Genomic DNA, 21,292 nt, shown 5'->3' on the forward strand with positions numbered 1-21,292 from the left:
CTTGTCAGATGCGCCGGATGGGCAGCGGGGCCGAGTCTTTCATGAGGCGCGTGATCCGGTCCTCAAGTTCGCTCTGCGACGCGGCGGGGGCGTCGAAGCAGGCGTGGATCACCAGCGTCTCCTGGCGGCTGACGAGCATCACCGTGACTCCGTTGGGATCGATGTCGACGCAGAACACGCGGTCCGCGGTGTGCTCGCAGACGTTCGGCAGCGCGCCCTTGTTGACCACGACGCCCGGGACCCGCTCCACCATCACCGCCCAGCAGAGATCCTTGAGCGCCGCCTGGTCGTAGCGCGCGATGGCATCGAACGCGGCGTGCTCGTCCTCGACGACGGTGAACGGGCGGCTCAGCGCGTCGAGCGGGATGACGGTGGCGCCGGTGAGGTCGTGCAGCACGACCTTCTCCACCTCGACGAAGCCCAGCCGGGCGCCAGGAAGCCCGAGCGTCGCCTCCACAAGGGGCGGCAACTCACCGCTCGAGACCAGCGCCGCCATCTCCCTGCGCGCGACCCAGCCGAGGCTGCCGAGCAGGTGGGTCGAACCCGCGACGATCGCGACGGACGGATCCGGCGTCTTCTTCACGATGTCCATCCGCACTTCCACCTCGAAGCCGGGCGCCAGCGTTCCGAGCATGCCCTCTGGAGCGGCGGCGACGACCAGCGTGCCGTCGGACAGCAGGCCGTGCGCGAGGAACTCGACCGACTCATCCAAGCGATAGGCGTAGAGCGACGCGGCGCCCGCACCTTGCAGCATGCGGAGGGCAAGCGAGACGGCCCTTGGGTCGGCTGCAACCGAGTGGTGCTCGTACGACGTGGTCATGCCGCGCTGTCTCCATCCTCGCCAGGCAATTAGGTGATAATCACCTTGCGGTATTCGTTAGCGAGGCTAGCCTAACCTGTCGGATCAACGATCGTGCAACCGGGTCCAGATTTCGTCGATCTGGGCCACCGTGGAGGCAGGATCACCGGAGTTGTCGACGACGCGGTCCGCCACGTGCAGCCGCTCCTCCCGCGTCGCCTGGGCACGAACGCGTGCCTCCGCCTGCGCCCTGGTGACGCCGTTGCGCGCCATGAGCCGCACGATCTGCTCTTCCACCGGGAGGTCAACGACCAGCACGGTGTCGAAGCCGTCGACCAGTCCCGCCTCCACCAGGAGCGGGATCACGTGAACAACAACGCCGTCGGCAACTTCATCCTCCATCTCCTGGGCACGGGCACGGACCCGCGGATGCACGATCGCGTTGAGATCGGCGCGGGCGGCGTCGTCGGCGAAGATCACCTCGCCCAGCTTGGGGCGGTCAAGGGTGCCGTCGGCCTTCAGGACATCCTCGCCGAACCGCGCGACGACGGCGGCGAGGCCGGGCGTGCCCGGTTCGACGACCTCGCGCGCGAGGAGGTCGGCGTCGATGATCACCGCTCCCCTCCTCGCCAGTTCGTCGGCGACGAACGACTTGCCTGACGCGATGCCGCCGGTGAGCGCGACGCGGGGACGCCGCGGAAGCGCGCCGAAGTACAGCTTGGTCTCGCCATAGTCGCGCGACCACGTCTCGGTCAGTGCCGCCGGCCACACAGGGGGTCGGTCCCGTGCGGAACGCTCGACGACGACCAGGGCGCGCTGAGCCAGCGCGTGCTCGACGAGCGACGCGAGGATGGACTCCACCACCAGCGTCGGGAGATCGTAGGGAGGATCGAGGAAGACGAGATCGAACCGATGCCCGGGACTTGCAGCGACAGTCTCGGCGCGCGCCGCCCTGACGTCGGCCCGCAGCCGCAGGTCGCGCGCGTTCGCGGCAATCAGCTTCGCCGTCGGGCCATCCGACTCGACAAGCACGACGGGGTGCGCGCCGCGGCTGGCCGCCTCCAGCCCGACGGCGCCCGAGCCGGCGAACAGGTCCAGCACCCCGACGCCGTCGAGCTGCCGCTCGGGCGCCTCGTCCGCCGTGTCGAACCAGCTGGCGAGCGCCGAGAACAGCGCCTCGCGGGTACGGTCCGTCGTCGGACGCGTGTGGGCACCCTTCGGCGTGGCGATCCTGCGCCCCTTCGCGCTGCCCGCGATGATCCGGCTCACGACTTCTCCATCCACTCTCCCGCGGCCAGCAGCTCGGCCTTCGTCATCAGGTCCGCCAGCAGCGGATCCGCCGCTGAGCGTTCGTCGTCGAGCACGCGCTCGGCGAGGTCACGGGCGCCCCGGATCACCTCGGCGTCATCCAGGGCCCGCAGCAGCTTCAGCGTCCCACCGCCCGACTGAGCCTCGCCGAGGACGTCGCCCTCGCGCCGCAGCTGGAGATCGAGGTCCGCCAGCTCGAACCCGTCGGACGTACGCGTCATCGCGTCGAGGCGGGCCTGCGCGTCGAGCTGGTCGCTGACCGGGGCGAGCAGCAGACAGAGGCCGGCGTGCTCTCCGCGTCCGATGCGGCCGCGGAGCTGGTGCAACTGGCTGAGGCCGAAGCGATCGGCGTCGAGCACGACCATGACTGAGGCGTTGGGAACGTCGACGCCCACCTCGATGACCGTGGTGGCCACGAGGACGTCGATGGATCCCACAGCAAAGGCGGCCATGGTGTCATCGCGGTCCGCGACGGGCTGCTTTCCGTGTACGACACCCACGCGCAAGCCCGCGAGCGGACCGCCTGCCAGCTGCGGTGCGACGTCCTCGACGGCTGCGAGCGTGCGGTCTCCCGCGCCCTCGATGCCCGACTCCAGCTGCGTCGCAGTGATCGCCGGGCACACGACGAATGCCTGCCTGCCCGCCGAGACCTCCTCCCGGATCCGCTGCCACGCCCGCTCGACCCATGTGGGGTTGCGCAGTGTGTTCACGAAAACGGTCTGCACCGGCTGCCTGCCTTTCGGCCGTTCGCGGAGCTCGCTCACCTCGAGGTCGCCGAACACGGTCATCGCGATCGAGCGCGGGATGGGCGTGGCCGTCATGACCAGCGTGTGCGGCTTGCGCTCCGCCTTGGCGGCGAGCGCGGCACGCTGCTCGACGCCGAACCGGTGCTGTTCGTCGATCACCACGAGGCCGAGGTCGAAGAACGTGACGGGATCGCTCAGCAGCGCGTGCGTGCCGACGACGACGCCCGCCTCCCCCGTGACGATGGCGTTCAACGCGTCGCGGCGCGCAGCGGTCGAGCGGCTGCCCGTGAGCAGGGCCACGCCCGTGGCGTCCGGATGGGCGCCGAGACTACGGCCCTCCCCCAGGTCGCCCAGGAGGGCGGTGAGGGACTGGTAGTGCTGCTTGGCGAGCACCTCCGTCGGCGCGAGCATCACGGCTTGCCCCCCGGCGTCCACGACGGCGAGCATCGCCCGCAGCGCTACCAGCGTCTTGCCCGAGCCCACCTCGCCCTGCAGGAGCCGGTGCATGGGCGACGTCCCGGCTAGCTCGTCGAAGATCGTCTCGCCGATGCTCACCTGCCCGTTGGTGAGCTCGAACGGGAGCCGCGCGTCGAACGCGTCGAGCAGCCCGCCGACCCTACGCCGGCGCGGCGTGGCGAGCAGCGCCGCGTTCTCTCGTCGACGGCGCACCATCGCAAGCTGAATGCCGAACGCCTCGTCGAACTTCAGCCGCCGGATGCCCGCCTCGGCCTGCGCGAGCTCGGTCGGCTCGTGCACCGCGGTCAGCGCCTGCTCGAACGGCAGCACGCCCGCGTCCCGGACGACCCACTCCGGGAGGGTGTCGCCCGAGATGGCGGGCAGCGCCATCTGGATGGATTCCGCGATCACCCACGTGGGAAGCTTCGCCGTGGCTGGATACAGGCCGACCATCGTCGCCCGCCGCACCGCACGCCCCATGGCCGCGCGCGCGACCTGCTTCTCGCTCTTGGGCGACCCAGAGACCGACGCAGCGTCGAGCATGACGAAGTCCGGGTGGCTGAGCTGCCGGGTGCCGTTGAACTCCGAGACCTTGCCGATGAAGATCCCCCGCGCGCCCGGCTGCAGCAGGCTGAGCCAGTGGTTGGCGTAGCCCATCGCCCTCTTCTGAAACTTCGGGTTGCGCGGCGCGAACAGCGTGATGGAGAGGTAGCTGCGGTTGCCGTCGGTCAGCGAGGCGTTGACCCGGATGGCGCCGTTGGAGGTGGCGATGGTCGAAGCGTGCACCTTGGCGACGACCGCGACATCCTCGCCGGGGACGAGCGTGCTGAAGTCCGACATCTCCGTGCCCGCGAGGTAGCGGCGCGGCACGTGCCGCATGAGATCGTCGACGGTGACGAGCCCCAGTTTGGCGAACTCGGCGGCGGTCTTCCCACCCACAACGTCGGCCAGGCGACGGCTGAGTTCGCGGTAGATGTTGGTGCGCCACGACATGACAGTCACCCTAGCGGCGCAGGCCGACAACCGGCCTGGAGTCAGGCGCCATGCAGACGACGACGGCGGCCCGCAGGAGCGGACCGCCGTCGAATGCGTCTGGGATCAGCGCGTGACCTTGCCGGCCTTCAGGCAGGAGGTGCACACGTTGACGCGCTGCGCGGTACCACCGACGACGGCGCGTACGCGCTGGACGTTCGGGTTCCAGCGGCGGTTGGTCTTCTTCTTCGACCAAGGCACGTTGTGGCCGAAGCCGGGTCCCTTGGCGCAGACATCACACTTGGCAGCCACTGGAGTCTCCTCGATAGTTCTCTACTCCCAGGCCGAGGCCTGGTGTCGTTCTTGGGGCGCCCCCTCGCGAAGGCAACCGCACAATGTTAACCCGATCCCCCGGAATGGGCCAAACCGAGGGACCGGGTCGCATCAGTAGTAGTAGTTGTTGGCGCCGGGACAACCCGCACCCCGCGCCGCCCAGATCGGGTAGTTGCCGGGTACGCGATTCGGGGCCTCGACGCTTCCCTGGGCGGGCGTGCACAAGACACCCCAGGTCTTGGGTCCGACGATGCCGTCGACTTTGAGGATCGCCCAGGTTTCCTGGATCCGTCGCACGGCAACCTCTGTCTTCGATCCCCAGACGCCGTCGACAACAAGCACAGGCGTCCCGTATCGGTGGTAGTTGGCTAGCGCCTGGACGTAGCGGACACAGTCGCCCTTGGATCCGTAGCGATACAGCTTCTGCACGCACGGGGTGGCGGCCTCAGCGGGCGACGCGGCGCCGCCGAGAAAACCGATCGAGCTCACAGCGACGACAAGAGCGACGACCGCCCGCTTGATTCGGGACATCAGAGGATCCTCTCGATAGGTTCGTCCGGAGCATAGCCGAGCATGTTGTCGTCATTCAGAAGCCGTTCCACGATATATACCCCTGGGGGTATACTGAGCGCGTGCCACTGTTCGTGGCCGAGACGAAAGAAAGGACCATCAACATGTGCCGACCCGTGGGATGCAAGATCTGCGGCAAGACGACCTGGGCGGGCTGCGGCCAGCACGTCGCCTCCGTGAAGGCGAGCGTGCCCGCCGCCCAGTGGTGCGGCGGGAAGCACACGCAGGCACAGATCGACGCCGCGAAGGCCACCCAAGGCGGTTTCTTCGCGAAGCTGATCGGTCGCTGACGCTCCCCGAGAGCTACTTGCCCCGACGGCGGCGGGGCTTGCGCTCCCCGCCGTCGGCCGGCGCCTGCGAGTCAACGGGCTCGTCGAAGCGCACGTAGCCGGCGCCGTGGCAATGCTCGCACGGTTCGGTGAACGCCTCCTGCAGGCCGGTGCCGATCCGCTTGCGGGTCAGCTGCACGAGGCCGAGGCTCGTCACCTCCGCCACCTGATGGCGGGTACGGTCACGGCCGAGGCACTCGACGAGGCGGCGAAGCAGCAGTTCGCGGTTGCTGGGGAGCACCATGTCGATGAAGTCGATCACGATGATGCCCCCGAGATCGCGCAGGCGAAGCTGCCGAACGATCTCCTCAGCCGCCTCCAGGTTGTTGCTGGTCACGGTGGCCTCGAGGTTGCCGGCAGAGCCTGTGAAACGGCCGGTGTTGACGTCGACGACGGTCATTGCCTCGGTGCGGTCGATCACGAGCGAGCCGCCGGAGGGCAGGTAGACCTTGCGATCGAGAGCCTTGGCGATCTGCTCATCGACCTTGTACTCGGCGAAGAGATCCCTGCCATCCTCGCCAACCTCGAAGCGCTCCACGCGCTCGGCGAGGTGCGGGGCGACGTGAGAGACGTAGGCCGAGATCGCGTCGAACGCGTCGTCCTGGCCGCCGTTGCCCTGCACGACGAGGTGCCCGAAGTCCTCGGTGAAGAGATCGCGCACGATGCGCAGCGTGAGGTCGGGCTCGGCGTACAGCGCCTGCGGGGCGCCGCCTTGCTTCGACTTCTTCTCGATGACCTCCCACTGGGCCTTCAGCCGGTTGACGTCGCGGATCAACTCCTCCTCGGAGGCGCCTTCCGCGGCTGTCCGCACGATCACGGACTCGTCGTCGGAGATCAGCGTGCCGAGCACGGTACGCAGACGCTGGCGCTCCGTGTCGGGCAGCTTGCGGGAGATGCCGCTCAGGTGGCCACCCGGCGAATAGACGACGTAGCGGCCGGGCAGCGAGATGTGGCCGGTCAGCCGGGCACCCTTCGCGCCGACTGGGTCCTTCGTCACCTGAACGAGGACGGACTGGCCGGACTTCAGGACGTTCTCGACCTTGCGGTCCTCGCCTGTGACACCGAATGCCGACCAGTCGACCTCGCCGGCGTACAGCACGGCGTTGCGGCCGCGGCCGATGTCGATGAACGCGGCCTCCATGCTGGGCAGCACGTTCTGCACCCGGCCGACGTAGATGTTGCCGATCAGCGAGGTGGCCGACGCCTTGTCGACGTAGTGCTCGACGAGGATGTTGTCCTCGATCACCGCGAGCTGCGTGTAGTCGTCGTTCTGCCTGATCACCAGGCGGCGGTCGACGGACTCGCGGCGTGCGAGGAACTCCGCCTCGCTGAGGATCGGGGCCCGACGGCGACCCGCGGCGCGCGACTCCTTGCGGCGCTGGCGCTTAGCCTCCATGCGCGTGGAGCCCTCAATGCCGGTGACCTCGTCGTCGCTCGACGTGCCGGCCTCGGACTCGCCGCGGCGACGACGCGTGCGGCGGCGGCGGCGCGTCGTCGAGGAGCCCTCCTCGGCGCCCTCGGCATCGGCCTGCTCGGCCCCTTCGGCTTGCTCCTCGCCGCCCTCAGCGGGTTCCTCGTCCGACTCGTCGTCGGTGGGGGTGTCCTCGTCGGCATCCTCGTCGCGTCCACGACGGCGACGGCGGCCCCCGCGGCGGCGACGACGACGCGACGGCCGGTCGTCGTCCTGGGAATCCTCGGCGTCGTCCGAATCGATGTCCTCGTTCTCGTCCTCCTGCGCGGCGTCCGCGCCCTCCTCGATGATCTCCTCGTCCTCATCGACGACCTCGACGGCGTCCTCCGCCACGATCCCGTCATCCACAGGAGCGTCTGCGGCGATCGCCCCGGCGAGCGCCGCGAGCTCCGCCTGGCGGGCCTCTGACGTCATGAAGGGGTCGGCGAGCACAGCCTTGCGGGCCTCGGCCAGCTTCTCCGCCTCGCGCAACCGATCGCCGATGGGGTCGTCCGACGGCGCGGCAGGCTCCGGCGCCGCGGACTTGCGTGTGGCCCGGCGGCGGCTGGGCTTCTTCGGCTCCTCGATCACGGCCTCGACGACAGGTGCCTCCGCGACCGGCTCGGGGGCTGGCTCCGGGACCTCCTCGGCCGCGGGGGCCACGGCCTCAGCAGCAGGTTCCTCGACCGGAGCGGGGGCGGCGGTCTTGCGCGTGGCGCGCCGACGCGCGGGCTTCTGGGGCTCCTCGGTGGGAGCCTCCACCGCAGAGTCGACGGCGGTGGGCTCAGCGGCGGCGGGGGCCTCGTCGGGGGACTCGGGGGTTGCGACCTTGCGACGACGCGTGGTGGCAGGCTCGCCAACCTTCGTGCTGGCGCGGCGACGCTTCGGGGTGAGATCAGCGGTGGGCTCGTCGGCCTGCGGCTCCGGCGCGGCCTCAAGGGCCGCGGCGGCGGGAACCGGGTCGATCGCGGGCGCGACCGGCGCGGCGGGGGCGGGATCGATGGCGACGGGGGCCGGCGGCGCGGTGAGCGCGGGCGGGTCCACCTTCGCGGGCGCGCCGGCCGGTCGAGACGCGGCGCGGCGCCGGCGCGGAGCGGCGGCCGCCTTCTCGGTAGGCGTGTTTTCAGTACCTGATTCGGTATCGAGCATCTTCGGCTCCTAACGCGCAATGCGCGGACAGGCACGGACTAGCCGTGCGCTAAGACTGTGGTCGACCGCGGGACGCGAGCAGTCGCGGCAGACTTGCCGCGGTGCAGCTCGCCGCACCCGGGTGGCACCGGCGGTGCCGTGACCTAATCGTTATTATCGCACAGCTCGGCCGCCAACGGCGGCATCTCACGCCGTTAGCGAAGTGGGTCGCCGATCGCGCCGTCCGCGAGAGGGCCCTGAACGAGTCGAGTCAGGAGCGCCCGAACGGGCACCCGCCCATCGAGCTGGCGCAGGGCGGAGAGCACGTCGTCGGGCCGGACGAGCGGGGCTTGGTGCAGCGAGCGGAGGAAGACCGTATCGTCGGCGGTCACTGTCAGCTCCAACACCGCGGGGCGGACATCGAACGCCCGCATCCCGCCCTTCGTCATGCGCTCGACGATGAGCTCGTTCTGCGAAAGGAGCGTCGCCACGGCGCCCTCCAGCACGCCCGGCTCGGCGCCGTCGAGCCGCAGGATCCACTCGGACGCCTGCAGGAGATCGCCCAGTGCCTCGCGGCGCGCCTCCGCGACGTCGAGGACGACGAAGCCGTCGGGCAGGACTTCGTTCAGCGCGGCCTGCACCTTTGTCGGCTCACAGACCTCGCTCAGGCCGAGCTCGACGTACTCCGCCTCCGAGGCCGCCGACGTCGGCGCCGCGTTCGCGTACGAGATGCGAGGGTGGGGAGAGAACCCTGAGGAGTAGGCCATCGGGATCTCCGCGCGGCGCAGCGCCCGCTCGAGCGCGCGGCCGAAGTCACGGTGCGACGTGAACCGCGCAGGCCCCCGCTTCGCGTAGCGGAGGCGGAGCTTCTGTGCAGGAGGCGCCTGCTGGACCGGCGGCTGTCGATTACCCACGGCGTGCAGTGTAAGGCCATCCGTCGGCGGAGTAAGGTGGCCGGGCCCGACCGAACCCCCGAAAGTGAGTGCCGTGCTGGAGTCCCTGAAGCGCTGGTGGCCGTTAGTGGCGATCCTCGCGCTGGCCTTCAACCTGCGTCCCGTCGCGGTGTCGATCGGCCCCGTGCTGGCCGACATCTCCGCAGACATAGGCCTCGACGGCGTCACCGCCGGCGTACTCACGGCCCTCCCCACCGCCTGCTTCGCCGCCTTCGGCGCGCTGGCGCCGTGGGTGTCGCAACGGATCGGCGTAGTGCCCACGATCAGCCTGGGGCTGGTCGCGCTCGTCGCAGGCCAGGCGGGGCGGCTCGTCGTCGGCTCCCCCGGTTCATTCCTTGCCTTCTCGGCGCTTGCCCTGGCAGGGATGGCCCTCGCGAACGTCCTCATGCCGACCCTCGTGCGGATGCACTATCCCGGCCGGATCGGCACTGCGACGGCGCTCTATTCGCTCACGCTGACCCTCGGCGTGACGACCGCCAGCGCCGCGACGGTGCCGATCGCCCACGCCCTCGGCGGGTGGCGCTCGGCGCTTGTCGTGTGGATCGTCACCGGCGCCATCGCGCTCGCCATCTGGGCGCCGCTCCTGCTGAGGGCCCGTGGACCTCGCAGGTCCGGCGGCCAGCGCGTCTCCCTGGGGCGGATTGCCCGAACGCGGCTGGGGTGGGCCCTCGCCATCTTCTTCGGCATCCAGTCGGCCCAGGCCTACTCGATCTTCGGCTGGCTGCCGTCGGTGTACCAGTCGGCGGGGCTCAGTGAGGTCGAGGCCGGGTACATGCTGGGAATCGCCACCGGCGTCGGCATCGTGCCCGCGTTCCTGGTCCCGGTGCTCGTCGCCCGCATGGCGCATCCCAGTCGGCTGTTCCTCTGCATCATGGCGTGCCTCATCGCCGGGTACATCGGGCTGGTGACCACGCCGTCGACGCTTCCCTGGCTGTGGGCGGCGCTCCTGGCACTGGGCCAGGCCTCCTTTCCCCTGGTGCTCGCGCTCTTCGCGCTCCGGGCCCGGACACCCGCCGCGACCGCTGCCCTCAGCGGGTTCGCGCAGTCGGTCGGCTACGCCATCGCGATGCTGGGGCCGCTGTCCTTCGGCGTGCTGCACGAGGTGACCGGCATCTGGGCGGCGCCCATCGTCGTCCAGCTCGCGTTGTGCGCGCCGATGATCGTCGCCGGCCTCTACGCGTGCCGCCCCGCGATGATCGAGGACGAGCTCACGCGGGTCTAGACGCCCGCCGGCCCCAGACGGCGGTCAGCGCTTCTTGTACAGCTTCTTGCTCTGGTAGACGGGCTCGCTTGTCACTTGCACGCCGAGGTTGCGGAAGATGCCCTCGTCGACCGAGCCGAGGATCACGGTGGTGTGCACGTCGCAGCCGCGCAGATGCTGGAGCTCAGCGAGCGCGCGGCGGGCGTTGTCGTCGTGCGTGGCGCTGACCGAGAGCGCGATCAGGACCTCGTCGGTGTGCAGACGCGGATTGGCGCTGCCCAGGTGCTCGGTCTTGAGGCTCTGGATCGGTGCGATCGACTCGGGCGCCAGCAGCCGCACCTCCGGATCGATCCCGGCGAGCGCTTTGAGCGCGTCGAGCAGCATCGCTGAGCACGAACCCAGGAGCGGCGAGGTCTTGCCGGTGATGATGCGGCCGTCAGCGAGTTGGATGGCTGCGGCCGGCGCCTTCGTGCGCCGCTGCACCTCGAGCGCGGGCACGACGACGGGGCGGTCCTCACGGCTCAGCCCCAGATGGCTCATGGTGAGGGCGATCCGGTCCGAGAGGGTCGGCTCCAGCTGGTCGCGCTGCTCGGCGACGAGGGCCTTGAAATAGCGGCGGATGATCTCCTGCCGCGACGCCGCCCGGCACACCTCGTCGTCGGCGATGCAGACACCCGCCATGTTGACGCCCATGTCGGTGGGCGACTGGTACGGCGAGTCGCCCGTGAGGCGCTCGAAGAGCAGCTTGAGGACGGGGAACACCTCGACGTCGCGGTTGTAGTTGACGACCTGCTCGCCGTACGCGGCGAGGTGGTAGGGGTCGATCATGTTCACGTCGTCGAGGTCGGCGGTAGCGGCCTCGTAGGCGAGGTTGACGGGGTGGTCGAGCGCCAGGTTCCAGATGGGGAACGTCTCGTACTTGGCGTAGCCGGAGCTGATGCCGCGCTGGTGATCGTGGTACAGCTGGGAGAGGCAGGTGGCCATCTTGCCGCTACCCGGCCCGGGAGCGGTGACGACGATCAGGTCGCGCTCGGTCTCGATGTACTCGTTGCGGCCGTAGCCGGCGTCGCTGACGACAAGGTTCACGTCGTTCGGGTACCCCTTGATCGGGTAGTGCCGGTAGACCTTGACGCCGAGGCGCTCCAGCTTGCGCTTGAACGCGCGCGCCTGGCGGTGCTCGTCTGTCATCTGCGTGATGACAACGCTGCCGACGAAAAGTCCGTAGGAGCGGAACTCGTCGATGAGGCGCAGCACATCGGACTCGTAGGAGATGTTGAGGTCGGCGCGGACCTTGTTGCGGGCGAGGTCGTGCGCTGAGACGGCGACGACGACCTCAACCTCGTCCTTGAGCGTCTCCAGCATCCGGATCTTAAGGTCCGGCGAGAACCCGGGCAGGACGCGGGACGCGTGGTGGTCGTCGAACAGCTTCCCACCGAACTCGAGGTACAGCTTGCCGCCGAAGCGCCGGCGCCGCTCGTCGATGTGCTCGGACTGGAGTTGCAGGTACCGCTCGCGATCGAATCCAAGGTCAGCCACGGGTGCAGAGCCTACCTCTCGATGCCCTATCCATGGGCCGCACCCGCCGCTTGCCCCTCAGCACGAACGTCCTCTCAATCCGCGACCCTTTCCGTCCAGTACCCCGATCGTCGGCTCTGGTGCGCGAACGCAACCAGATCATCGACCGCGTGAGCAACGGCCTCGTCGAACTCGGCGCCCAGCCCCCTCGATGTCAGCTCGTAAGAGCGAACGGCATCCAGCAACTCTGCGTCGGCGTCCGGGTGAACATGCGGCTCCGTCACCGCCTCAGCGCCTCGATGAGCGCTCGCGTCTTCTCCCTCGTCTGTTCGAACGGCACCAGCTCGACCCGTCCCGTCAGGACATCATCCAGGCGCGACGCGATTTCTTCGCGCCACGCCTCATCGATCTCCGGCACGCCGGCGTCGTCCTCTGGGTGCAGGCTGGCGAGCAGTCGGTGCGCAACGATCGTGCGCTCGTCGAGGTCAAGTTCTAGGCCCGCCTCGTAGACCTCATCAGCTCGCAATCCCATGACGAGAGTCTACGACCCCGCTATGACAACCTCCGGATTCCATCCGGCCCCAAAGCACCTGTTTGTTTCATCGACATGACAGACACCCACGGCTCCGGCCACGTAGACATGCCTCGCCCCGTTCTCGATGAGGTGGCCGAGTCAAAGCTTCGCGAACTCATTCACGACGGCATCGTCTCTGGCTTTGGTGACGAGCTTGATGATCTCTATTTTAGTCGGTTGCGCGCACGTTGCACTCGTGCCACAACGGTCAAGCACCCGACCTCGGCGACGCGCATGCGGTCAGACGAGGTCGGGCTTGACCACTGAGAGGGGCAGGAGCGTTCGGCCCGTGGGGCCGATCTGGATCTCCGTGTCCATCTGCGGACACACGCCGCAGTCGTAGCAGGGCGTCCAGCGGCAGTCCTCGACCTCGCGCTCATCGACGGCGTCCTGCCAGTCCTCCCACAGCCAGTCGCGGTCCAGCCCGGCGTCGAGGTGGTCCCACGGAAGGACCTCCTCGTAGCCGCGCTCGCGGACGGTGTACCAGTCGAGATCGATGCCGAACCGGGCCAACTCCTCGTTGGCGACCGCGGTCCAGCGCTCGTAGCTGAAGTGCTCGCTCCAGCCGTCGAACTTGCCGCCCTCGCGCCACACGCGCTCGATGACGCGTCCGACGCGCCGGTCGCCCCGCGACAGCAGGCCCTCAACGATGCCGGGCTTGCCGTCGTGGTAGCGCAGCCCGATGGCCTTGCCGTAGTTGCGGTCCTGCCTGATCGCGTCCTTCAGCAACATGAGGCGGTTGTCGATCGTCTCCGCGCTCGCCTGGGCTGCCCACTGGAACGGTGTGTGCGGCTTGGGCACGAACCCGCCGATCGAGACGGTGCAGCGGATGTCACGGGTGCCGGAGACCCGGCGGCCCGTCTCGATGACCCGCGTCGCGAGCCCGGCGATCGCAAGGACGTCCTCGTCGGTCTCGGTGGGCAGGCCGCACATGAAATACAGCTTCACCTGACGCCAGCCGGACGAGAAAGCGGCGGCGACCGTGTTGATCAGGTCGTCCTCGGTGACCATCTTGTTGATCACCTTTCGCATCCGCTCGGAGCCGCCCTCGGGCGCGAAGGTGAGGCCGGAGCGTCGGCCATTGCGGGACAGCTCGTTGGCGAGGTCGATGTTGAACGCGTCCACGCGGGTCGACGGCAGGGACAACGAGACGTTCGACCCCTCGTAGCGGTCGGCAAGCTGCTTTGTCACCTCGGTGATCTCGGAGTGGTCCGCCGACGAAAGCGACAGCAAGCCGATCTCCTCCAGCCCCGTCGACTTCAGCCCGCCCGCGACCATCTTCCCGATGGTCTCGATGGTGCGCTCGCGCACGGGCCGAGTGATCATGCCGGCCTGGCAGAACCGGCAGCCACGCGTGCACCCGCGGAAGATCTCGACGGAGTAGCGCTCGTGCACCGTCTCGGCCATGGGCACGATGGGCGCCTTCGGGTACGGCCACGCGTCGAGGTCCATCAGCGTGTGCTTGCGCACCTGGTGGGGCACGCCGGGACGGTTGGGGGCGACGACCTGGATGCGGCCGTCGTCGAGATAGTCCACGTCGTAGAACTTCGGGACGTAGAACGCGCCGGTCAGCGCCAGCCGCAGCAGTAGGCCGTCGCGGCCATCCTCGCGGCCGTCGGCCTTCCACTCGCGGATGATGTCGGAGATCAGCAGGGCCGCCTCCTCGCCGTCGCCGAGGACGGCCACGTCGATGAAGTCGGCGATCGGCTCCGGGTTGAACGCGGCGTGCCCGCCCGCGATGACGATCGGCTCGTCCTCGCCGCGCTCGGCGGCATGCAGCGTCATGCCCGCCAGATCGATCATGTTGAGTAGATTGGTGTAGCAGAGCTCGGTGGAGAATGAGGCACCCAGCACGTCGAACTCACCGACGGGGCGGTGCGCGTCCAGCGTGAACTGCGGGATGCCGTTCGCACGCAGCTGCGCCTCCATGTCCGGCCAGACAGAATAGGTCCGCTCGGCGAGAATCCAGTCGCGCTCGTTCAGCACCTCATAAAGGATCGCGACGCCTTGGTTGGGCTGTCCGACCTCGTACGCGTCCGGGTACGTCAGGCACCAGCGGACGTCGACGGCGTCCCAGTCCTTGACGACCGAGTTGTGCTCGCCACCGACGTACTGGATGGGCTTGCTTACCTGGGCGAGCAACGGCTCGAGCCGGTCGTACACCGAGTGCGTGGGCAGCGCGGTCGTCGTCATGGGCGGCCTTTCCGAGGGCGTCAGCGAGCGGCGCCCACAATAATCGGAAGGCGGCGGGATTCCTAGAGGATGGTGGGCCCGGTGCGGGCGAGGTTTCGGCGGCGCGCGAGCCAGACGATGACCGCCGCGGCCACCGCCACCGCAAGCAACTGCAGCGCGACGACGGGACTTCCGGAGCCTGCCGAACGATCCAGCACCTCCGTCAGGTCCTGGAACGGAAGCAGCGCCATTCCCACCATGTTGTTGGCCACGTGGATCGCGACGGCCGCCTCCAGTCCGCCCGTGCGCCAGGTCAGGTAGCTGAGCAGGAGGCCGAGCGAGAAGTAGAAGAGGTTCAGCCACGGGTCGGTCGAGACGTGCACGACGGCGAAAAGGGCCGCGTTCAGGACGCCGCCGACGATCAGCGCCAGGAGCGGTGTCGGCATCCAGGACCCGATGGCGCGGAACAGCAGGCCGCGGAACAGGTACTCCTCCGCCGCCGCCTGGAACGGCGTGACCAGCATCATCCCCACCAAAAGCCACCACGTGTAGGGGTACACCGTTAGCCCCAGGTCCTCGCCGGACGCCGAGATCACGGTGTAGAGCAGAAGCATCCCGAGGGCGACGGCGCCAGCCAGCCACGCGAACCGCCACCGGAAGCGACCGGTGACCGACGACAGGTAGCCGCCGCGCTGCCCCGCGATGAGACCGAGCCCGATAGCGACGGGAAGCATCACGCCGAGCGCGAGGCTGTTCGCGAAGACGATGAGCGGCGTGAGGCGCATCGCGGCGAGGTCGAGCAGCAGCGCCTCAGGATCCACGCCCGAGAACGCGACCTCGATCAGCATCGCGACGACGACTACGCCGGTGGTGACGATCAGAAAGGCCACGGCGCCGACAAAGACGATCAGGATCGGCTTCCATACCGCGATGCCCGACGTGCGCCAGAAGTGAGGATAGGTCGTCGGCGACGTCGGGAGGGGCGACGGCGGAGGCGGCGGCTGCCAGGGCACCGTCGGCGGGCCCCACCCCGGAGCGGGCTGCGGCGGCGGCCACGCCGGATCCTGCGCCGCTGTCGGCGCGGGCCAAGCCGGCGGAGCGAAGTCCGGGCGCGGATCGTCGGTGGTCACGCGAGCCTCAGCGGCCGGGGAACCAGAGCGCGATCTCGGTGGCCGCGGAGACCGCCGAGTCGCTGGCGTGGACGGCGTTGCGCCGCATCGACTCGGCGAGGTCGGCCCGGATCGTGCCCGGCTCGGCCTTCGCGGGATCGGTGGCGCCATTGAGCTCGCGCACGCGGGCGATCGCGTCCTCTCCGCTCAGCACGACGGCGACGAGCGGGCCCTCCGTCATGAATGCGCGCAGCGGCGGGTAGTAGTCGCGGCCGATGTGTTCGGCGTAGTGACGGTCGGCGAACGCGCCGTCGATGGTGCGCAGTTCCACGGCCTCGAGCCGGAGCTCGGCGGCCTCGTAGCGCTGGAGGATCGCACCGACCAGCCCTGCGGCCACGGCGTCGGGCTTGATGATGACAAAGGTCTGCTCGCTCATTGGGCGCCGCCTTCCTGTTGCTTGTTCTCGATTCGCCGGCCGAGCACGATGCACGTGACCCAGATCAGGGCGAAGATCAGGCCCATGGCATACATCCACGGGGTGAGGACGCCGAGCGCGACGATGGCCACCTGGGCCAGCCACCCCACGGTGTAGCCCCAGCGCTTGCGAAGGCCGCCGCAGGCGACGAGGCACAGCACCGTCGCGATGCCGCACCAGATGGCTCCCGTGCGCATAGGGACGTCGGCTATCTGGATCATGCCGATGTACCCCAGCCAGATCACGATGACCTCGAAGATCAGCACCGACATCGCGGCGCCGCGCATCGGGTTTCCGGGGGCGAGCGTCATCGCCGCTCCCCCTCTCCCTGGGCGACCAGCAGGTCGCGCGCCTCGCCCGCCGCGATCACGGAGCCGGCGACGAGCACGCCAGCCTGCCCGTCCGCGGTGTCTGCGAGCATGACGGCGAGCTCGAGCGCCTCCGCCATCGTCGCGGCGCGATGCACCTGGTGAGTGGACCAGACGGTCTCGGCCAGGGCGGCGAGGTCGTCGACGGGGCGGGCCCGCGGCGTCGACGTCACCTGCGTGATCACCACCTGGTCCATGGCCTCGCGGAAGATCTCGAGGACGGCGTCTGCGTCCTTGTCCTGCATCATCGCGACGACGCCGACGACCGGGTCGAAGTCGTAGCTCTCGGTCACCGCGTCGATCGTGGCCCGCGCCGCCTGCGGGTTGTGAGCGGTGTCGATGACGATGGGCGGCGACGTGCGCGCCAGCTCCAACCGTGCCGGGGCCTCGACGGCACCCAACCCTTCGACAATGATCTCCGGGTTCAGCGGCTGGGATCCCAGGAACGCCTCGACGGCGGAGACGGCGAGCGCCGCGTTCCGGGCCATGTGCTCGCCGTATAGCGGGAGGAAGACATCGCTGACGGGCCCGCCGGCGGTCTCGAGCCGCAGCAGCTGGCCGCCGACGGCGAGCTGCCGATCGATCAATCCGAAGTCCGGTCCCTCGGCTCTGACCTTCGCTCCGACCTCGAGGGCGCGCTCCAACAGCACCCGCGCGGCGGCGGGGTCCTGGCCCGCCAGCACCGCCGTCGATCCCGGCTTGATGATGCCGGCCTTCTCCCCCGCGATCTCGGCGATGGTGGTGCCGAGGATGTGCGTGTGGTCCAGCCCGATGGGTGCGACGACGGCGACGGTCGCGTCGGCGACCGACGTCGCGTCCCAGCGCCCGCCAAGACCGACCTCCATCACCGCCACATCGACGGGAGCGTCGGCGAAGGCGGCGTAGGCCATGCCGGTGATGACCTCGAAGAAGGTCATGGCGACGCCGTCATGGGCCTGTTCGTCGACCATCGCCACATAGGGCGCGATGTCGGCCCACACCTCGTCGAACCGCTCCTCGCTGATGGGCTCGCCGTCGATGACGATGCGCTCGCGCACGTCGCTGAGATGCGGGCTCGCGAACCGGCCGGTGCGCAGCCCCGCGGCGCGCAACACGGTCTCGATCATGATGGCGGTGCTGCCCTTGCCGTTGGTGCCCGCGACCTGGATCACCGGCATGGCGCGTTGCGGGTCGCCGAGAAGCTCCGTCAACGCGGCGATACGGCTCAGGCTGGGCGCAACCCGATGCTCGGGCCAGCGGCTGGTCAGCTCGCGCACGAGCTCTGCGTGGGTGTTGTGGGTCATGGTGAGCCTCAGCCTACTGGGCTCGACCCGAAGCCGCGTTCGCACAGGGCGCCCGCCCAGTTTTAGTTGAAGTCTCTATTTCTTCGCCGTGCGTCTAGGATTGGGCCCGTCACACCCCCGCGAACCTCTCGCCCGACGCCCCGCCCGAGGAGACCTCCGCATGTCGAACAACTCATCGCTCAGCAAGCGCGCCGCCCTGCGGCAGCAGCAGGAGCTCGAGGAGCGCACCAAGAAGACCAAGCGGATCGTCGGCGCGGGTCTCGGCCTCCTCGCCCTCGTCGCGGTCGTCGTCCTGGGAATCGTGATCTGGCAGGCGCTCGCCGCACCAACCAACAAGCCGGTGGCCACCGAGCAGCTGACGCCGCCCAACGCGACCGCGAACCACGGCATTCTCCTGGAGGGCAAGCAGCCGTCGACGGACAAGCCGCACCTGATCGTCTACCAGGATTTCCAGTGCCCCTGGTGCGCGATGTACGAGGCTGCTTACGGGGAGGCCATCGAGGAACTCGTGAAGGCTGACAGGATCACGGCCGAGTACCGCACTGTTCACTTCCTCGACGGCCAAGCGGAGGACGGGCCGTCGCGCCGCGCCGCCGTCGCCGCGGCGGCCGCTGACGAGGTCGGCTTCTACTCCCAGTACCAGGCGGTCATCTTCGCGAACCACAAGGAGGCGGCAGCGGCGTACCCCGCCCGTCAGCTCCGCGAGGACTTCGCGAACCAGGCCGGGATCACCGGTGACGCACTGACCAAGTTCCAGGACCTGTTCGACACCCGCGCGTTCAACGACTTCACCGCGGGCGCACAGGAGCAGTGGAGCAAGGACGGGCTGCGGGGCACGCCGGTCTACCTGGTCTCGGGTGAGCAGCTGCCCGGGCTCGTCGACAACGCCGGTCAGCCGGTGGTCGACAACTCCCCCGACGGCTTCTACCAGATCCTCGCGCAGTCCTGGGAGAAGGGCGGCAAGCAGATCGAGAAGTAGCCGGTGCGCGGGCTAGGATTGCCCGCGTGAATACGCCGAATCGTCGCTCGCTGCCCGAAAAGCCCGTCCTCGAAGGCCTGGAGGCCAAGTGGGGACAGGTATGGGGCGAGGAGGGAACCTACGCGTTCCACCGCCCGGACAGCCGCGACGAGGTCTTCTCGATCGACACCCCGCCGCCCACGGTGTCCGGCTCGCTGCACGTCGGCCACGTCTTCAGCTACACGCACACCGACACGATCGCCCGCTACCAGCGGATGCGCGGCAAGCGCGTGTTCTACCCCATGGGCTGGGACGACAACGGCCTGCCGACCGAGCGCCGCGTGCAGAACTACTACGGCGTGCGCTGCGACCCGTCGATCCCTTACGATCCCGACTTCCAGCCCCCGGCGAAGCCCGACCCGAAGCGCCAGGTGCCGATCAGCCGCCGCAACTTCATCGAGTTGTGCCACGAGCTGACCGCGGTCGACGAGCAGGCGTTCGAGGACCTGTGGAAGCAGCTGGGCCTTTCCGTCGACTGGTCGACGCTGTATGCGACCATCTCCTCCGACGCGCAGGCCGTCGCGCAGAAGGCGTTCCTGCGCAACCACGCCCGCGGCGAGGCCTACCTCAGCTACGCGCCGACGCTGTGGGACGTGACGTTCCACACCGCCGTCGCGCAGGCCGAGCTGGAGGCCCGCGAGTACCCCGGCGCCTACCACCGCGTCGCGTTCCACAAGCCCGACGGCTCCCCCGTCTACATCGAGACCACACGCCCGGAGCTGCTGGTCAGCGTGTGCGCGCTGATCGCGCATCCCGACGACGAGCGGTACCAGGACCTGTTCGGGACGACGGTGACCTCGCCGCTGTTCGGCGTGGAGATTCCCGTGTTGGCGCACCACGCGGCCGAGCCCGACAAGGGCGCGGGTATCGCGATGTGCTGTACCTTCGGCGACCTGACCGACGTCACCTGGTGGCGCGAGCTGAACCTGCCGACGCGCACGGTCATCGGCCGCGACGGCCGGCTCCAGTCCGAGACGCCCGAGTGGATCGTCAACGACGAGGCGTATGCGCCGCTGGCGGGCAAGACGACGTTCTCCGCCCGCGAGGCCACGGTCGCCGCGCTGCGCGAGAGCGGCGACCTCGACGGCGACCCCAAGGCGACCACCCGCATGGCGAACTTCTACGAGAAGGGCGACAAGCCGCTCGAGATCGTCGCCACCCGCCAGTGGTACATCACCAACGGCGGCCGCGACGACGCCCTCAAGGCCCGGCTCCTGGAGCTCGGCGACGAGCTGAAGTGGACGCCGGACCACATGCGGCACCGTTACGAGAACTGGGTCGGCGGCCTGAACGGCGACTGGCTGGTCTCGCGGCAGCGCTTCTTCGGCGTGCCGTTCCCGGTCTGGTACCCGCTGGACGCCGAGGGCGAGCCGGACTACGACCACCCGATCACCGCCGACGAGGCGTCGCTCCCCGTCGATCCCATGAGCGACGCCCCCGCCGGCTACGACGAGGCGCAGCGCAACGTACCGGGCGGCTTCATGGCGGATCCCGACATCATGGACACGTGGGCGACATCGTCGCTGACCCCGCACCTAGCCACCGGCTGGGAGCGCGACGACGAGCTGTTCCGGCTCACGTTCCCGATGGACATGGCCCCGCAGGCCCACGACATCATTCGCACCTGGCTGTTCAGCCGCGTGGTGCGGGCCCACTTCGAGAACGGCTCCCTGCCGTGGAAGCGCGCGACCATCTCCGGTTTCGTGGTCGACCCCGACCGGAAGAAGATGAGCAAGTCGAAGGGTAACGTGGTGGTGCCCACCGACATCCTCGACCGCTACGGCTCCGACGCCGTCCGCTGGCGTGCCGCGATGGCCCGCCCCGGGATGGACTCGCCGTTCGACGAGACGCAGATGAAGGTCGGGCGTCGCCTCGCGATGAAGGTGCTGAACGCGGGCAAGTTCGTGCTGTCGCTTGCCGAGGAGCCCGGTGGCCTCGCCGCGGTGACCAACCCCGTCGACACGGCCATGCTCGCGGGACTCGCAGGAGTCGTCGATGCGGCGACCGCCGGCTTCGAGGAGTTCGACTACACCACGGCGCTAGAGGCCGCGGAGACGTTCTTCTGGTCGTTCTGCGACGACTACCTGGAGCTCGTGAAGGAGCGCGCCTACACCGGCTCACCGGAGGAGAAGGCGTCCGCGCAGGCCGCCCTTTTCCTCGCGCTGGAGACGCAGCTGCGCTTGTTCGCGCCGTTCCTGCCGTTCGTGGCCGAGGAGGTCTGGCGCTGGACGAATGACTCGTCGATCCATCTGGCCGCCTGGCCGACGGCAGACGAGCTAGCGACCGACGGTGACCCCGCCCTGCTCGACGACGTTGCCGCGGCGCTGATCGCCATCCGCGGCGCGAAGTCGACGGCGAAGGTGTCGATGAAGGCCGAGGTGTCCCGTGCGGCATTCGCCGGCCCGGCGGCGACCATCGCCCGCCTGCGGCGGATCGAGCCGGACCTCCGCGCCGTCGGCCGCCTGGTCGGCGAGGTCACCTGGACCGAGTCGGAGGCTCCGCTGACCGTCGACGTCGAACTCGCCGAGTAACC

19 protein-coding genes are annotated in these 21,292 nt (G+C 69.2%); 4 read left to right on the forward strand and 15 right to left on the reverse strand.

Features of this window, described 5'->3' with window-relative positions; translation table 11 throughout:
• Positions 1-4: 4 nt before the first annotated feature.
• From IPJ61_RS07185 to IPJ61_RS07210, 5 genes are all read right to left on the reverse strand, one after another.
• Positions 5-820 (reverse strand): hypothetical protein, encoded by an 816-nt coding sequence (locus IPJ61_RS07185; protein ID WP_297104732.1) that lies wholly within the window; start codon positions 818-820, stop codon positions 5-7.
• Between the two features lie 84 nt (positions 821-904).
• The gene (coaE, locus tag IPJ61_RS22170) at positions 905-2,068 is read right to left on the reverse strand and encodes a dephospho-CoA kinase (RefSeq protein ID WP_366505344.1); all 1,164 of its coding nucleotides are present in this window, start codon (positions 2,066-2,068) and stop codon (positions 905-907) included.
• Positions 2,065-4,302, reverse strand: coding sequence for an ATP-dependent DNA helicase RecG (locus IPJ61_RS07200; RefSeq protein WP_297104735.1), 2,238 nt, complete (start codon positions 4,300-4,302; stop codon positions 2,065-2,067). Before IPJ61_RS07200 ends, coaE begins: the two co-directional genes overlap by 4 nt.
• A gap of 105 nt (positions 4,303-4,407) precedes the next feature.
• Complete coding sequence (gene rpmB / locus IPJ61_RS07205) at positions 4,408-4,593, reverse strand: 50S ribosomal protein L28 (RefSeq protein WP_297104738.1); 186 nt, start codon at positions 4,591-4,593, stop codon at positions 4,408-4,410.
• A 132-nt stretch (positions 4,594-4,725) separates the two neighbouring features.
• On the reverse strand, positions 4,726-5,145 hold the full coding sequence (locus IPJ61_RS07210) for a peptidoglycan-binding domain-containing protein (protein WP_297104740.1): 420 nt from the start codon (positions 5,143-5,145) through the stop codon (positions 4,726-4,728).
• 143 nt (positions 5,146-5,288) lie between these two features.
• Between IPJ61_RS07210 and IPJ61_RS07215 the strand changes: the two genes are divergently transcribed.
• On the forward strand, positions 5,289-5,474 hold the full coding sequence (locus tag IPJ61_RS07215; protein WP_297105601.1) for a hypothetical protein: 186 nt from the start codon (positions 5,289-5,291) through the stop codon (positions 5,472-5,474).
• 13 nt (positions 5,475-5,487) lie between these two features.
• Here the strand turns inward: IPJ61_RS07215 and IPJ61_RS07220 are convergent, their stop codons facing one another.
• Both IPJ61_RS07220 and IPJ61_RS07225 read right to left on the reverse strand, forming a co-directional pair.
• Positions 5,488-8,112 (reverse strand): Rne/Rng family ribonuclease, encoded by a 2,625-nt coding sequence (locus IPJ61_RS07220; RefSeq protein ID WP_297104744.1) that lies wholly within the window; start codon positions 8,110-8,112, stop codon positions 5,488-5,490.
• Between the two features lie 194 nt (positions 8,113-8,306).
• Positions 8,307-9,005: a TIGR03936 family radical SAM-associated protein gene (locus IPJ61_RS07225; RefSeq protein WP_297104747.1), complete on the reverse strand. Its 699-nt coding sequence runs from the start codon at positions 9,003-9,005 to the stop codon at positions 8,307-8,309.
• A 73-nt stretch (positions 9,006-9,078) separates the two neighbouring features.
• On the opposite strand from IPJ61_RS07225, the gene IPJ61_RS07230 reads away from it, so the two are divergent.
• A complete protein-coding gene (locus IPJ61_RS07230; protein ID WP_297104750.1) occupies positions 9,079-10,266 on the forward strand; it encodes an MFS transporter in 1,188 nt (395 codons plus the stop codon).
• Between the two features lie 24 nt (positions 10,267-10,290).
• On the opposite strand, the gene IPJ61_RS07235 is transcribed toward IPJ61_RS07230, so the two are convergent.
• The 8 genes from IPJ61_RS07235 to IPJ61_RS07270 all read right to left on the reverse strand — a co-directional run bounded on the left by IPJ61_RS07235 (position 10,291) and on the right by IPJ61_RS07270 (position 17,741).
• Positions 10,291-11,781: a DUF1846 domain-containing protein gene (locus IPJ61_RS07235; RefSeq protein ID WP_297104753.1), complete on the reverse strand. Its 1,491-nt coding sequence runs from the start codon at positions 11,779-11,781 to the stop codon at positions 10,291-10,293.
• 74 nt (positions 11,782-11,855) lie between these two features.
• Positions 11,856-12,044, reverse strand: a complete 189-nt coding sequence (locus tag IPJ61_RS07240; RefSeq protein ID WP_297104756.1) for a hypothetical protein — start codon at positions 12,042-12,044, stop codon at positions 11,856-11,858.
• Positions 12,041-12,292: an addiction module protein gene (locus tag IPJ61_RS07245; RefSeq protein WP_297104759.1), complete on the reverse strand. Its 252-nt coding sequence runs from the start codon at positions 12,290-12,292 to the stop codon at positions 12,041-12,043. The genes IPJ61_RS07240 and IPJ61_RS07245 overlap by 4 nt, the downstream gene beginning before the upstream one ends.
• 282 nt (positions 12,293-12,574) lie before the next feature.
• Positions 12,575-14,527 carry a TIGR03960 family B12-binding radical SAM protein gene (locus IPJ61_RS07250; RefSeq protein WP_297104762.1) on the reverse strand — a complete coding sequence of 651 codons (1,953 nt, stop codon included), beginning with the start codon at positions 14,525-14,527 and terminating at the stop codon, positions 12,575-12,577.
• Positions 14,528-14,589: 62 nt separating this feature from the next.
• Positions 14,590-15,636, reverse strand: coding sequence for a CPBP family intramembrane glutamic endopeptidase (locus IPJ61_RS07255; protein ID WP_297104765.1), 1,047 nt, complete (start codon positions 15,634-15,636; stop codon positions 14,590-14,592).
• 7 nt (positions 15,637-15,643) lie between these two features.
• A complete protein-coding gene (gene ndk / locus IPJ61_RS07260) occupies positions 15,644-16,051 on the reverse strand; it encodes a nucleoside-diphosphate kinase (protein ID WP_297104768.1) in 408 nt (135 codons plus the stop codon).
• On the reverse strand, positions 16,048-16,401 hold the full coding sequence (locus IPJ61_RS07265) for a DUF4233 domain-containing protein (RefSeq protein ID WP_297104771.1): 354 nt from the start codon (positions 16,399-16,401) through the stop codon (positions 16,048-16,050). The genes ndk and IPJ61_RS07265 overlap by 4 nt, the downstream gene beginning before the upstream one ends.
• A complete protein-coding gene (locus tag IPJ61_RS07270; RefSeq protein ID WP_297104773.1) occupies positions 16,398-17,741 on the reverse strand; it encodes a bifunctional folylpolyglutamate synthase/dihydrofolate synthase in 1,344 nt (447 codons plus the stop codon). Before IPJ61_RS07270 ends, IPJ61_RS07265 begins: the two co-directional genes overlap by 4 nt.
• Before the next feature lie 160 nt (positions 17,742-17,901).
• On the opposite strand from IPJ61_RS07270, the gene IPJ61_RS07275 reads away from it, so the two are divergent.
• Together IPJ61_RS07275 and valS are read left to right on the forward strand one after the other, a co-directional pair.
• Positions 17,902-18,720, forward strand: coding sequence for a DsbA family protein (locus tag IPJ61_RS07275; protein WP_297104775.1), 819 nt, complete (start codon positions 17,902-17,904; stop codon positions 18,718-18,720).
• A 26-nt stretch (positions 18,721-18,746) separates the two neighbouring features.
• Positions 18,747-21,290, forward strand: coding sequence for a valine--tRNA ligase (valS, locus tag IPJ61_RS07280; RefSeq protein ID WP_297104778.1), 2,544 nt, complete (start codon positions 18,747-18,749; stop codon positions 21,288-21,290).
• Positions 21,291-21,292 lie beyond the last annotated feature (2 nt).

It is taken from the genome of Tessaracoccus sp. (assembly GCF_016714275.1).
In the GTDB taxonomy this organism is placed as follows: Bacteria; Actinomycetota; Actinomycetes; order Propionibacteriales; family Propionibacteriaceae; genus Arachnia.